The following is a 13,133-nucleotide window of genomic DNA, read 5'->3' as shown; positions in this document are numbered from 1 at the left end:
GCAGCCGGCGGGCCGTTCCCGCGCAGCGGGAAGGAACAAGCCCGCCGTCCCCTGGCACGGGATCGGGCCGCCGGACCAGGGCAAGGGTACAGGGCAAGGGCGCCGCCCTTGCCCCGGATCGCTCGCTCAAGCCTGCGCCCGCAGCAGGGCCGGCAGCCAGCGCTTGCCGTCCAGCAGCGCCCCGGCCATCTCCACGAGCTGCTCCTTCTTCAGCTTGGCCAGACCGACGCCGGCCTCGCCCTCGCCTGCCTCAGCCAGCGCCTGCCCGATCTGCGCCTTGGACACCCGACCCAAATAGGTCTCGCCCGAGGCCTGCCACCAGTCGGCCATGTCCAGGCCGGTGGCGCTCGCCAGCGTCTGGGCCGGCTTTGCGTGCGTCGAGCCATGCGTCGCGTTCGCGGTCAGAGCCGCACACAGCACCAGCAGGTCGAGCAAAGTCTCCACGGACTGCTCCAGCAGATAGGGGAGCAAGGCCACCGGCTCGGCAGGCAGCCGCTCGCGCCAGCCCGCGACCAGGGTCGACAGCGCGGCATGCGCCGAGCTCTCCTTCAGCCGGGGCGTGACCTGAATCAACGACCAGTTGCAGCTTTGCACCGAGACGGTCAGTGCCGTGGGCGAGGCGAAGCGCGCGGTGCAATCGTCGTACAGCAGCACAGTCGCCATGGCATGAGCGAGCGCGGCCAGGGCCACCTGCGGCTTGCGCATCAGCGTTACCTGCAAGGCCTCGGTTTTGTATGCCGCCAACTCGCGGCACAGCGCCGCCGAGAGCCTGGCGTCTGCATCGACATACTGCCCGGTGCCCATTCCCGCGACATTGTCGCCATCGCCAAGCGCGTGGCAGCGGCCCGCGACCCCGCCCATGGCGCTGCGCAGCTGGCGATAGTCCTCGTCGCGCAGCAGGTGCCGCTTCACGACCAGCGTGCCCTCCCGGTCCAGCGTCAGCAGGGCACCAGCCAGCGCGGCCACCTCGGGCTCGCAGTAGGCCAGTTGCTGCTCGATCTCGTCGATTCGGGCCTGCACGACCTGCTGACGCACTTCCAGTGCCTCGATGGCCCGCTCTGCGCTCTCGCCGTCGCCCTCGCCTTCGTCCTCCGGCTCACGGTCATACAGGGCTTCCAGCCGCTCGTCCATGCCTTCCTGCTCCCGCTCCAGCGCGGCAAGCTCCTGTGCCTGCTCAGCGGAGGGTTCGCGTCGCTGTGTCGGGGCATCGTGATAGCGCTGCTGCACCTCGTAGCCGAAGTCGATGGCCACCTCGGCCCAGGGCCAACCCTCCAGGGCGCACAGTTCCTCGGCCTTGGCCTGCAGACGCTCCAGCGCCAGACGCTGCATCAGTGCCGGATCGCCGATGTGATCCGATTCGCTCTGTTCGTCGCTGAACAGGTCACGTATCACGACGCCGCCTGCTAGCTCGTAGGCGTCCAGCCCGACGAAGCGAACCAGCGCACCGCGCACGCCGGTGCCCAGGATCGCGCGCCGCAGCGCGGCAGGATCGCGGCTGTAGACCGGCAGGCATTCCCAGGCGCTCTCCTGCTTGGCATGCGTGTCGGCCAGCGACAGCGCCATCAGCTGGTCCATGTTCAGCTCGCCCGCACGAAACATCGCGAACAGCTTGGGCGAGACGCCGGCCAGCTTCAGGCGCCGCTTCACCGTCAGCGGTGTCAGGCCAAAGCAAACGGCAATGTCCTCGATGCCGGCGCCCGCCGCCACCATGTTCGCGAACGCCTGGACCGTGTCAGCGATGCTCATCGGCTTCTGACCCTGGTTCTCGGCCATGCTGACCGCGATGGCACGCTCGACGGGCACGACCCCGCAGGCCACGAGATAGTCCAGGACGATGGGCCCGCGCTTGACCAGCAGGAGCAATGCGCGCAGGCGACGCCCGCCCGCGATCACGCCATGCGTGTAGATGCGGTGCTTCTCGCGACCCTTGCCGCGCCGAGGCGTGTCGTAGGCAATCACCGTCAGGTTTTGCAGCAGGCCCTGCGCGTCGATCAGGTCTGCCAGCTCCTCGATCTCGCCCTCGGTCGGCGGATCCTTGCGCACATTGCGCTCGTCCAGCCGTAGCCCGCGCAGCGGCAGGTACTGCAGTTCCGCCTCCGGGCTTTGCGCCCGCAGGGCGATGCCGGCTTCCAGGCCTGCTTCCTGGTGAGTCTCGGGAGGTGCGGAGGGAACGTCCGCTGCACGGCTGTTGCTGCCGCGGGTGGTTGGGGTTGCTGTCTTGCTCATGGCACGCCTTTCTGCGTTGGTGGTGGAAAAACCCTGCTTCCTGGAGCCGTCTCGACGGACCAGGAGCGCGGGGCGCGCCAAAGGCAAGGGCCGGGCCGCAGGCCGCAGCCCGGAGTGCAGCGGAGGGACCGGGCGAGGACCCGGGGCGCAGCCGCACCCTTGCCGCCGGCGGGCGCTGCGCTACACGTCGAGAACCGGACGGCTCGGAAGCAGGCCACCACCCAAACCGCCTGAACAGACGCGCGAGCAAGGACAGCGGGTCAAAACACCACCACCTGCGGCAGCGCGCGGCGGCTAGCCCGCTGCGCCACCTCACCGCGCAGCGGTGCACTTCAGCACCGGCAGGCGCCGGCCGGCACCTACCGGTACAACAGCGAGAGGGTGCAGGCAAGACTGCGCAGCAGTCCCCGATCCAGCGTGGATGAGGCCATGCGCGAAGGTGCAAGAACCCGCTCGGCAAGCGCCACCCACCGGCTCGCCCTTTCGACTTTTCATCCCCTCGCCTCTTCAGCAAGGCAATGCGCAGGGCAAGCGCGTCGCGTCAGTGCAGGATCGCCGTACGGTCGAATCAATGCCGTCATGCCTGAGACGGCGGGAACCGGCAATCTGATCAAAAATCAAGGCCAAACGCGAAAGCTGCCGAATACGAATGCACCACGAGGGAGGATCGATGAAACCGCACTATCTCGGCATACGTCCGCCGGATGACCTGCAGCACATTCCGCCGAAGTACTGGCCCCATCACGAGTACTGCTTCTACCTGCATGACCAGATCGGCGAACTGCTGGTTCAGTACGAAGCCTCGGGTGCGCATCAATGGGTCGCGGACGCCATTGCAAAAGCTGCGACGGAAGCCGGACGCCAGGGCGAGTTGGACGTCTTGGACCTCCTGAAGGAGGCAGGTCTGACCGAGGCGGTGAAGCATGTACTCATCGGGCACCTGGTGCTCGCGCTCACGGCCGACATGCTCCACTTCCTGTATGAGGGGATGCGTTGCCTGGAGAAGCGCAAGTTCGCCGTGGCGTTCTCCTTGCTGCGCAAGCCGTTCAAGGAGAACATGCTGTTCCTCGCCTGGCTGCTGGCAGACCCGGAAGACTTTCTGGCCCGGTTCGAGAAGGACAACTACAGCTCGCTCAACGGACTGCAGCCGGCACGCAGGCAGGAAATCTTCAAGCTCGCCGCAGACAAGCTCGCGATGAAGGAGGCCTTCGACGGCAACCTCATCGAGCAATGGGTGTTTTCCAAGGAGATGGAGAACGGACTGGAACCTCTATGGCAAAAGGCGACCCACCTCATCACCAGCCAGGGCAGGCACCTGAGGACCGAAGACCTGAATATCAACTTCATCTTCAACGATGCCAGGTCGGACCACCTCTATGACGCGGCCTACACCATGCTCCCGTACCTGATGCTGTTCCTCGTACAACTGTCGCTGCGCGCATTCTCCGAGATCGCCCACGCAAACGTTGCGACGGCCAATCACTTGGTCTTGGTTTCGCTGTGCGCACACGAGAACCTCCTGAGCCGTGGACCGCGGCCATCGACAAAGTTCATCACCAATGCGCTGAAATCGATGCTGACCTGCCTGCATTGCAAAAAGCCATTCAAGTTCGACCGGCCCAACGCGATGTCGCTCTTCCTCACAGAGCGAGCTTCTTGCGCCGCCTGCGGGCTCGACAGCCCCGCGCCCCTGTATTGGCTCCTGGCCCAAAGCGACCTCAAGTTCATCGACGACCAGCCGCCAAGTGCCTTCGACAAGCTCATGAGCGAGATTCATCAGAAGGCTGAAGATCCCAGCACCGAGAAGCTGTCCGCAGAACCAAAACCTGCGCCCGCACCACCACCACCAGATCGCAGGACGAAGCAGAAGCCAAGCCCGACGTAGCAAGGGCAGCCCGGCATCGGGCGTGGCGGGTGCCAGGACCGGCGATCTGGCAGCGCCAGTTCGGCCAGGCGGGCCGTTCCCGCAACGCGGGAAGGAAACAGGCCCGCTACCCCTGGCACGGGACGGGCTGCCCCGCCCAGTCCAATTGCGTCCAAGCCTGCATCCCGCGCGACAAGCCGATGCGCAACAGCTTCTAACTTCGGCGCGCAACGCCGCCCCGCCCGCCCAGCTTGCCCAGCATCCCGATAGGCAGCCAAGCACCCCGATTCAGCGGTGCTGGACATGGGCCGCGAAAGCAAGCGGCGACAGGGGATCCCGAGCCCGATGCCGCAATGCGTTGCAGTGGGCGCAGGCCGCAGCGATATTGGCTTGGCCGTCGCCTCCGCCGTCCTGCCGCGCCCGCAGATGCTCGGCGGTGCATCGCAACAGCAGAGATTGGCGCAAGCTCAGCCCGCAGCCTTCCCCTGCTGTTGGCGAATGAGCGGTCATTCAAATTGGCGCGTCGCCGGGTCATTCCGATGCGGGCATCTGGGCGTTCGAGACGCACGCACGTTTGCAAGAGTTTCAGCTATGTGCGCTGCCGCACTGACTGCGAGAGCCGGACTCGCCACCCTGCATGGGCTCACAGCCTCTTTTGCCCCTGAGAGAGCGCGTGGAAGCAAAGGTGAGGTGGCTCCCATGACCGCGTTCCGAAGTTTCCAGGTGTTCAGCTATGTCGTGCTGGGTTTGATGGGCGCCGGTATCGCGTACGCAGGCGCCATTAGCGTCATCTACTGGACAGGCATCAGCGTCTGACGCAGGTCGCAGCCCCATGAACAAACGCCAAGCACGCTACTTTGCAATCGGCTCCACGCTGGTCGCCACACTGATCTTTCTGGGGCTCACCGTCGACAGTCACCGCCAGTTTCCGAAACTGACCAACGCGCAGAACATCACGCCGGCGGTCACCTTGGGCAAGAACGTCTGGCACAAGAACAACTGCATCAACTGCCACACGATCTTCGGCGAGGGTGCCTATTACGCACCGGACCTCACCAAGATCGCGCAACAGCGCGGTGCGCCTTACTTGCGAGCCTTCCTGAAGGATCCGTCGAAGTTCTACGACGAACAGCGCCACCGCCGGCTGATGCCGCAGCAAGATCTCAGCGACGCCGATATCGATGGTTTGATCGCATTCTTGGATTGGGTCAGCCGCGTGGACAACCAGGGCTGGCCGCCGCGGCCGATCACGGTCACCGGCGCTGGCACAGCGGCGGGAGTCGCGATCCTTCCTCAGGCCGCACTGGCTGGGCCTGCAACGTCAGTTGCGGGATCGCGCGCGACCGATTCCGGCAAGGATCCGGTGGCTCTGGGCGAGCGGGTGTTCAGAAGCGCCGCACCCGCTTGCACCGCCTGCCACTCCATCGTGGCGGGCGTCGATATGGCCGGACCTTCACTTGCCGGCATCGCCACCCGCACTCAGCAGACCTTGGCGTCTCCTGCCTACAAGGGCAAGGCCACCGACCTCGAGGCGTTCATTCGCGAATCCGTCACCCACCCCAGCGCGCACCTGGTGGCGGGCGCCATGTACTCGGCCGATGGGGTTTCGTTCATGCCGAACACCTACGAGAAAGACCTGAGCGCCGAACAGCTCGGCCACCTCGCTGCGTACCTGGCGACCTTCAAGTAGCGGAATTTCGCGCCCATTCCAAAACAGGCAGCAGTCCACTGCGGCCGCCTCTGAAGGAGCATCCCCATGCGCTACAGGTCTCAATCGGTTGCCTACTGGTACTTCGCCGTGGCGATGGTCCTGTTCGGGCTGCAACTGGTGTTCGGGCTGCTGTCGGCCGCCAAGTATGTCGGGCCTGATCCGCTGCTGAACATCCTGCCCTTTGATGTGACCAAGGTCATCCACACCAATCTGCTGATCGTGTGGGTGCTGACCGGCTTCATGGGCGCTACATACTGGATGGTGCCGGACGAATCGCGCACCGAGCTCTACAGCACCAAGCTCGCCTATGTGCAACTGGTCCTCTGGACCCTGATGGGTGTGACCGCCGTGGTGGGCTATCTGTTCCGCTACGGCACGGGCAACAAGCTGCTGGAGCAGCCGCTGCCCCACAAGATCGTGATCGTGATCTGCATGCTGATCTTTCTCTACAACATCGGCATGACGATCTGGCAATCCAAACGCTTCACCACGACAGAGGGCGTGCTCGTGCTCGGCCTGGCTCTGGGCGCTCTGCTGTACCTGCCCGCCTTGCTGGAGTACGAGAACTACACCGTATCCATCTATTACCGCTGGTGGACGATTCACCTCTGGGTCGAGGGGGTCTGGGTGATGATCCAAGGCGGCTTCCTGGCCTACCTGCTGATACGCCTGTCCGGTGCCGACCGGGAGGTCATGGAGAAGTGGCTGTATGTGATCGTCGGCCTGGTCTTCATCGCCGGCATTCTGGGCACGGCGCACCATTACTACTGGGTGGGCGTCCCGTCCTACTGGTTGCCCATCGGCGGCATCTTCAGCGCGCTTGAGCCTGCGGCACTGGTGGGCATGGCGATGTTCGCCTACTCGGCCATGCGGCGGGCGGGCTTCTCGCACCCCAATACGCTGGCCTTGCATTGGACCATCGGCAGCGCGCTGTTCACGCTGTTCGGGGCCGGCCTGCTGGGCCTGGCGCATACCTTCCCCGACGTCAACAAATGGACCCACGGCACGCTGATCACCGCGATGCACGGGCATGCGGCTTTCTATGGCGCTTACGCCATGATCGTGATGGCGATGATCACCTATGCCCTCCCGGCGATGACGCCGGGACGCAGCGAGCAGGGCAGCAGTCTCGGCTACTGGGCCTTCTGGATGCAACTGGGCGGCATGTTCGGTATGACCCTGTCCTTTGCCACCGCCGGCATTGCACAGGTGTACCTGGAGCGCATCATGGGCATGGGCTATCTCGACGCACAGCTGAAGATACAGGTGCACTTCGTGATGCTGATTGCCACCGGTTCGCTGTTCGCAATCGGCGTGGGATTGTTCATCTATGACTTCTTCCGCCACATACCCCGCTTCGACCTGGAGGAAGATGCCATTGCAACGGTTCCGCCCAACGCCGTGAGCGCCTCTTGAGCGCCGCGCTGATCCGCGCCGTCGACCCCTTGCAGGGGTCGCAGCCATCCGCTGCCGATGAGCCCTACTACCAGGCTTCCGGTGCAGAAGTGGCCGTGTTCGAGCACTGCCACGCCCTGCAACTGGCGGTGATGCTCAAGGGACCCACCGGTTGTGGCAAGACCCGCTTTGTCGAGCACATGGCCTGGAAGCTGCAACGTCCGCTGATCACGATTTCTTGCCATGACGATCTGAGCGCCAGTGATCTGATCGGCCGTTTCCTGATACGCCATGATGGCACGGCCTGGCAAGATGGCCCGCTCACCCGCGCCGTGCGCGAGGGCGCCATCTGCTATCTCGACGAGGTGGTCGAGGCCCGCCAAGACACCATGGTGGTCTTGCATTCATTGACCGACCATCGCCGCATCCTGCCGATCGACAAGACTGGCGAAACGCTGGTGGCCGCCCCGGGTTTTCAGCTGGTCATCTCCTACAACCCAGGCTACCAGCGCATGCTCAAGGACCTCAAGCCCAGCACGCGGCAGCGCTTCGTCGCGCTCGACTTCGACTTCCCGCCTGGCCCTCGCGAAGCGGCGATCATCGAGAACGAGACCGGCACCGACCATGGCACGGCCATGGCGCTGGTATCGCTTGGGCATCGGTTGCGCGCTTTGCGCGACCGTGGCCTGGCCGAGGTGCCGAGCACCCGCTTGCTGATCGCGGCGGCGGCGCTGGTGGTCAGTGGCATCCCGGTACGGCAGGCCTGCCTCAGCGCCGTGGTGTCGCCACTGTCCGACGACGAGTCGCTGGTGGACGCGATGCGCGACCTGGTCGACGCCAGCTTTGTTTGATTGAGCAAGACCGCAATGGCCGAAGCCGAGGACGTGATCACCGACCTGGCCCGACACGCGACCGTCTTCACGCAGAACTTCTGGCGACAGCACCGGGCCAAGACAGCAAGTCGGCCCGTGACCCGGCTGACGGATGTGGCGCCGCGGCTGGGCTTGCTGATCGAGGCGGTGTTCGGCACTTCCTATCGTCTGCGCACCGCGCAGCTGCCGGCACGTCCCACTTGGCTGGCCAGAACCTTCCAGCGCAGCGCCTTCCCGCGAGCGCACCTGACACTGCCGGCCACCGATGGCCACAGCATCTGGTTGCCGTCCGAGACCGGCCTCACGGATGCCGGCCTGGCCTCGGAGCGCTTTCGCACCCTGGCCCTGGTACAGGCCATGCGGGCGAGCCGGGGCAGCGCAGCAGGCGCGGAATTCTGTGCGGCGCCGCTGGTTCTTGACATCTACCTGCTGATGGAAGCCGTTGCGGCGGACGCGGCACTGGCCCGCTTGCTGCCCGGGATGAGCGCTGCCTTGAACAGGATGCGCAGCGAAGCGCTCGCGGCTCGTCCGCCCTTGGCACAGTTCCCGGCAACGCGCCGCCCGCTGGAGGCCTGGGTGCGAGCCCTGATGGCGCAGCCTTGCGAGGGGCCGAATGCGCACGCACCCTTGTGTGCATCACCGCTGGCATCGAGGGGCATCGCGCAAGGGCTTGCGGCGGACATGGTTCGCGACATCCCCAGCGCAGCGCCCCTGGGCCACGCAGCCCTGTTCCGGGACTGCTGGACCGGCGACTTGCGCATGCCGGGCGATGCCATCGGCTCGCCTCTCGTCGACAGCAACGGTTTCAACAGCCACGAGGCTCGCGCTGCTCGCAGCGCACGCCTGACCCGTCGCCCCGAAGTGCGCGAAGGTTCTGCGCAGGAGGACGAGGCCACGCCGGGTGCGTGGATGATCCCTCCCGAGGTGCCGCACGAGCAGGCCGAGGATCCATTCGGGATGCAGCGGCCCACCGACCGCGACCAGGCTGCGGCCGCCGACGAGTTCGCCGACATGGTCTCCGAGCTGGCCCAGGCACGCCTGGTCTGGAGCCCGGGCCATGCACCGGAGGTGCTGCTGTCCGATGACCCGCCCACGGTCCGACCCAGGCACACGACCTCGTCCGCCACAGAAGCGCCTCAGGAGTTCTGTTACCCGGAGTGGGATTGCCGCATTGAGGGCTATCGCCATCCAGGTGCCACGGTGCGGGTACTGATGGGGCCGGACGGGGCGCAGCGGTGGGTGGATGACACGCTGGCCCAGCATCGCTCGCTGCTTGGCGTCATAGGCCAACGCTTTGCGGCCCTGCGACCCCGGCGCACCCGCAGGCGCCGCCAGCCGGACGGGGATGACATCGACCTCGAAGCCTGTGTGGAGAACCTGGTAAACCGGCGCGCCGGGTGGCCCATGGCACAGGCGCTGTACTGCTCTGAGCAGCGAGCCCGGCGCGATATGGCGATCCTCCTGCTCATCGATGTCAGCGGATCCACCGATGGTTGGATTGCGAAGCAGCGAAGTGTCATCGATGTCGAGCGCGAAGCCTTGCTGCTCGTCTGCATTGCACTGGCCGCTATGGGCGAACCCTTCGCGGTGCAGGCCTTTTCGGGGAACGGGCCCAAGGCGGTGAGCCTGTGGGATATCAAGCGTTTCGACGAGCCCTACGGCCCCGCAGTGGCACTGCGCATTGCGGCGTTGGCGCCCGACCAGTACACACGCACGGGCGCTGCCCTCCGCCACGCCAGCGCGACGCTGATGCGCGAGGGTGCTGCTCACCGCTTGCTATTGCTGCTGTCGGACGGCAAGCCGAACGACTGCGACATCTATGAAGGCCGCTACGGCATCGAAGACACAAGACAGGCCGTGGCCGAGGCGAAGCTTCAGGGTATCGCGCCGTTCTGCTTGACGGTGGAGCGGCAAGCCGCCAGCTATCTGTCCACCCTGTTTGGTGCCCACCACTACGCCCTGCTCGCGACACCGGGAGCGCTGCCAGCCGTGTTGCTGGACTGGATACAGCGACTGGTGAAAAGCTAGGAACGGTTCGACGGATCAACCATGAACGTCACAAGGCAAGCCGCCTCTTGAACACTCGATACGGACGGCTCTTCAGAATTCACGAGCTCGGACGGCACGACCTCCGGGGGCAAGGTGTCGGCTTCCTGGCCTCTGTAGAAAGTGTCCATGGCTGCGCCCGGATCTTCCTCTCCGAGAACAGACTGGTCGGCGACTCCGCACGCAGCGAGATCAGACAGCACGCCGCACCATCATCTCCTTGATCTTGCCGATGGCCGCCGCAGGCAGCAGGTTCTTCGGGCATACATCCACGCAGTTCAGGATGTCTCGACAGCGGAACAGGCGATAGGGATCCTGCAGGTTGTCCAGGCGCTCGGACGTTGCCGTGTCGCGGCTGTCCACCAGGAAGCGATAGGCCTGCAGCAGGCCAGCAGGGCCGACGTACTTGTCAGGGTTCCACCAATAGCTTGGGCAGGCCGATGAACAGCAGGCGCACAGGATGCATTCGTACAAGCCGTTGAGCGACTCTCGCTGCTCGGGCGACTGCAGCCGCTCACGTTCGGGCGCCGGCTCGTTGTTGATCAGATAGGGTGTGATGGAGTGGTACTGCTTGAAGAACTGCGTCATGTCGACGATCAGGTCGCGGATCACGGGCAGGCCCGGCAGCGGCTTTAGCACCACCTTGGCGGGCAGCGCGCGCATATTGGTGATGCATGCCAGCCCGTTCTTGCCATTGATGTTCATCGCATCCGAGCCGCAGATGCCTTCGCGACAGGAGCGCCGGAAGCTGAAGCTCGGGTCGAGCGCCTTCAGCCGTATCAGCACGTCCAGCAGCATGCGGTCGCTGGGGTTCACCGCCAGTTCGAGCACCTGCATGCGCGGCGCCTTGTCCTGATCCGGGTCGTAGCGGTAGATGTGAAAGCTGTGCATGGGGACTGATCAAGTTACGGGAGCGTTGCGGAAGGGGCTTGCGCGGTTCACCAGACTGCGCATCTCGTCGGCCGCGCGAAGGGTCAGGTGGTGGGGTGTGAAGCCAGGGCGCGGAGAGATGTAGTCCGCCATCTCGCCCACCAGTTCCAGCTGAGCCATGGATGCCTGCGCCAGCAGGGCGATCACCAGGTTCTCCAGCGCAATGACACGAATGCGAAGCTGCACGGCTTCGGTATCGGACGAAGTTGCCTTATCGACGGGCGCATTGCCGGCTCCAGCGTCTAGTGCCGGCATGTCGGAGCCGGCACCACCTTCGTTGTCCCATCGAGACAAGGCAATCAGGCGCAGGCGCCTACGTTCTGCCTCGTCCGGCAGTAGCTTTGCGCTTACAGCAAGCCCATTCATGGCTTCTTGACGTTCGCATCTGCCCACTTGAAGTAGGCCAGGTACTGCTTGATTTCCTCGTCGCTCAAGCCCTGGTTGGGCATGGCGATCTTCCATTTCTCGAGCATTGCCTTGGCCTTGGTGTCAGTCTTCATCATCTCTTCCGGCGACTTGAGCCAGCGTGTCAGCCACGCGTCATCGTTGCGCTGGGTGGTGCCCAGCAGGTCTGGGCCCAGCTTGTCGCCTCCGCCGATGGAGTGGCAGGCCAGGCACTTCGATTCGAAGGCCAGCTTGCCGGCCACTGCCTGCGCGTTGTCGGGCGTTGCGGTCGCGGGCATGTTGTGGTGCTCAGGGTCACCGGCCGGACCGCCGGCGGCAATCAGGCCCACCGCGCCCTGCGCGGCGTTGGCGAAGTGGTGATCCACCATCACGTAGCTGCCGGCCTCGGGGATGATGAACTCAACAATGGCACCACTGGAAGAGCCCAGCAGCACCGTCTGCATGCCGCGAAACTGGTTGTCGGGGTTTCCGTCCATCCACACGCGGTCGAAGATAGTGCCGACGACGTGAAAGCTCGAGGTGTTGGACGGCCCGACGTTCAGCACAAACAGGCGCACGCGCTCGCCCGGCTTGGCCTGCAGCGGCACGTCGATCATGCCGTTGTAGCGGCCGTTGAACACCGTGTAGTTGGGCTGCTTGCTGCGCAGTCGATCGTTGTCCAGCACGTGCAGCGGCTGGCCATCGAGCTTGCGTTTGGCCGGATCGGGCCGGGTGTAGAACTCGCTCTGGACCACCGTGTACTCTCGGTCTACCTTGGTGGGGTAGCCCCCGCTCGGCTCAACGACCACCATGCCGTACATGCCTGAGGCAATGTGCTCCAGCACCATCGGCGTGCCGCAGTGGTACATGAAGACGCCGGGATAGTTGAGGGTGAACTCGAAGGAAATGGTTTGACCCGGTGCAATCGAGCGGTACTTGTCCTGCGGCGACACCATGGCCGCGTGAAAGTCCATCGAATGCATCATCGGCGCGGCCGTCATCTGGACGCCGGGCGCGGGCTCGTCGGAACGGTTGGTCATCGTGAACTTGATGCGGTCACCGACGCGCGCGCGGATGGCCGGGCCTGGCACCTGGTCGCCGAAGGTCCAGGCGCTGAACTTCACGCCCGGCGCGATTTCGATGATCTTGTGTGTGGTGTCGAGGCGGATCTCCTTCACCGGTCCCGGCAGCAGCGGCTTCAGCAAAGCGTCCAGGCTGAGCGCATCACCGCTGGCAAACGGGCCGGTGTGGCGTTCGTTTGAAAGCACCGCAGGAGGTGTCTTGAAGTCCATTTTTGTCACGTCGTAGGCGTCATCCGCACCCGCTGTAGCTGGTGTACTGACGGCGGGCGCTGGCGCGATAGGGCGTGCCGGCGGTTCACGCTCCCCGCAAGCTGCGAGAGTCAGCACCAGCATGGCGAGCCAGGCGGCGTGTGTCGGGGCGGTGTGGTTCATGGGTTCTCCTTTGCGCGGCTGGCAAGTCAGCCCGGTTTCCCGTCGAGACGTTGGTGCGTCAGCACGAGCGGGCATTGCAGGGTGAACAAGAAGCAGGCCGCAGACCACGGCGCTGCGGAGGCGAGTACTTTGGGCAACGGGCCGGTCGAGGTCGGCTGGCCCGAGCAGTTCCGCTCTGCCATGAAGAGGAGCTCCAGATTCAGCGCAAGCGCAAAGCCAAACAACATCTTGCGCGCGAGCCACAGTCTCCC

The 13,133-nt window shown here is 64.9% G+C and carries 10 protein-coding genes; 5 read left to right on the top strand and 5 right to left on the bottom strand.

Annotated features, from left to right (window positions below):
- Positions 1-126: 126 nt before the first annotated feature.
- The gene (locus O5M90_RS00710; RefSeq protein ID WP_269838514.1) at positions 127-2,226 is read right to left on the bottom strand and encodes a ParB/RepB/Spo0J family partition protein; all 2,100 of its coding nucleotides are present in this window, start codon (positions 2,224-2,226) and stop codon (positions 127-129) included.
- A 670-nt stretch (positions 2,227-2,896) separates the two neighbouring features.
- On the opposite strand from O5M90_RS00710, the gene O5M90_RS00705 reads away from it, so the two are divergent.
- On the top strand, positions 2,897-4,111 hold the full coding sequence (locus tag O5M90_RS00705; RefSeq protein ID WP_269838513.1) for a hypothetical protein: 1,215 nt from the start codon (positions 2,897-2,899) through the stop codon (positions 4,109-4,111).
- A 267-nt stretch (positions 4,112-4,378) separates the two neighbouring features.
- Here the strand turns inward: O5M90_RS00705 and O5M90_RS00700 are convergent, their stop codons facing one another.
- The gene (locus O5M90_RS00700; RefSeq protein ID WP_262973511.1) at positions 4,379-4,600 is read right to left on the bottom strand and encodes an HNH endonuclease; all 222 of its coding nucleotides are present in this window, start codon (positions 4,598-4,600) and stop codon (positions 4,379-4,381) included.
- 322 nt (positions 4,601-4,922) lie between these two features.
- On the opposite strand from O5M90_RS00700, the gene O5M90_RS00695 reads away from it, so the two are divergent.
- From O5M90_RS00695 to O5M90_RS00680, 4 genes are all read left to right on the top strand, one after another.
- Complete coding sequence (locus O5M90_RS00695; protein ID WP_269838512.1) at positions 4,923-5,780, top strand: c-type cytochrome; 858 nt, start codon at positions 4,923-4,925, stop codon at positions 5,778-5,780.
- 66 nt (positions 5,781-5,846) lie between these two features.
- The gene (locus tag O5M90_RS00690) at positions 5,847-7,217 is read left to right on the top strand and encodes a cbb3-type cytochrome c oxidase subunit I (protein WP_269838511.1); all 1,371 of its coding nucleotides are present in this window, start codon (positions 5,847-5,849) and stop codon (positions 7,215-7,217) included.
- Complete coding sequence (locus O5M90_RS00685; protein WP_269838510.1) at positions 7,214-8,047, top strand: CbbQ/NirQ/NorQ/GpvN family protein; 834 nt, start codon at positions 7,214-7,216, stop codon at positions 8,045-8,047. Before O5M90_RS00690 ends, O5M90_RS00685 begins: the two co-directional genes overlap by 4 nt.
- 15 nt (positions 8,048-8,062) lie before the next feature.
- Entirely contained in the window at positions 8,063-10,096 is a 2,034-nt protein-coding gene (locus O5M90_RS00680; RefSeq protein ID WP_269838509.1) for a nitric oxide reductase activation protein NorD, read from the top strand.
- Between the two features lie 210 nt (positions 10,097-10,306).
- On the opposite strand, the gene O5M90_RS00675 is transcribed toward O5M90_RS00680, so the two are convergent.
- From O5M90_RS00675 to O5M90_RS00665, 3 genes are read right to left on the bottom strand one after another with little or no spacing between them, the layout of a single operon-like run.
- Positions 10,307-11,005, bottom strand: coding sequence for a succinate dehydrogenase iron-sulfur subunit (locus tag O5M90_RS00675; protein ID WP_269838508.1), 699 nt, complete (start codon positions 11,003-11,005; stop codon positions 10,307-10,309).
- A gap of 9 nt (positions 11,006-11,014) precedes the next feature.
- Positions 11,015-11,410 carry a hypothetical protein gene (locus O5M90_RS00670; protein ID WP_262973516.1) on the bottom strand — a complete coding sequence of 132 codons (396 nt, stop codon included), beginning with the start codon at positions 11,408-11,410 and terminating at the stop codon, positions 11,015-11,017.
- A complete protein-coding gene (locus O5M90_RS00665; RefSeq protein WP_440401771.1) occupies positions 11,407-12,957 on the bottom strand; it encodes a multicopper oxidase domain-containing protein in 1,551 nt (516 codons plus the stop codon). The genes O5M90_RS00670 and O5M90_RS00665 overlap by 4 nt, the downstream gene beginning before the upstream one ends.
- Positions 12,958-13,133: the final 176 nt, after the last annotated feature.

The sequence above is a fragment of the Paucibacter sp. M5-1 genome, assembly GCF_027498415.2.
Classification (GTDB): Bacteria; Pseudomonadota; Gammaproteobacteria; order Burkholderiales; family Burkholderiaceae_C; genus Roseateles_E.
The sequence above is the reverse complement of the archived record's forward strand: the minus strand, read 5'-3'. Positions and strand labels throughout refer to the sequence as shown.

Bases quoted from the DNA above. Each gene is read 5' to 3' on its own strand.
- O5M90_RS00690 (WP_269838511.1), top strand. From the start codon at position 5,847: ATGCGCTACAGGTCTCAATCGGTTGCCTACTGGTACTTCGCCGTGGCG.
- O5M90_RS00695 (WP_269838512.1), top strand. From the start codon at position 4,923: ATGAACAAACGCCAAGCACGCTACTTTGCAATCGGCTCCACGCTGGTC.
- O5M90_RS00675 (WP_269838508.1), bottom strand. From the start codon at position 11,005: ATGCACAGCTTTCACATCTACCGCTACGACCCGGATCAGGACAAGGCG.
- O5M90_RS00705 (WP_269838513.1), top strand. From the start codon at position 2,897: ATGAAACCGCACTATCTCGGCATACGTCCGCCGGATGACCTGCAGCAC.
- O5M90_RS00680 (WP_269838509.1), top strand. From the start codon at position 8,063: ATGGCCGAAGCCGAGGACGTGATCACCGACCTGGCCCGACACGCGACC.
- O5M90_RS00665 (WP_440401771.1), bottom strand. From the start codon at position 12,957: ATGCCCGCTCGTGCTGACGCACCAACGTCTCGACGGGAAACCGGGCTG.
- O5M90_RS00700 (WP_262973511.1), bottom strand. From the start codon at position 4,600: ATGACCGCTCATTCGCCAACAGCAGGGGAAGGCTGCGGGCTGAGCTTG.
- O5M90_RS00670 (WP_262973516.1), bottom strand. From the start codon at position 11,410: ATGAATGGGCTTGCTGTAAGCGCAAAGCTACTGCCGGACGAGGCAGAA.
- O5M90_RS00710 (WP_269838514.1), bottom strand. From the start codon at position 2,226: ATGAGCAAGACAGCAACCCCAACCACCCGCGGCAGCAACAGCCGTGCA.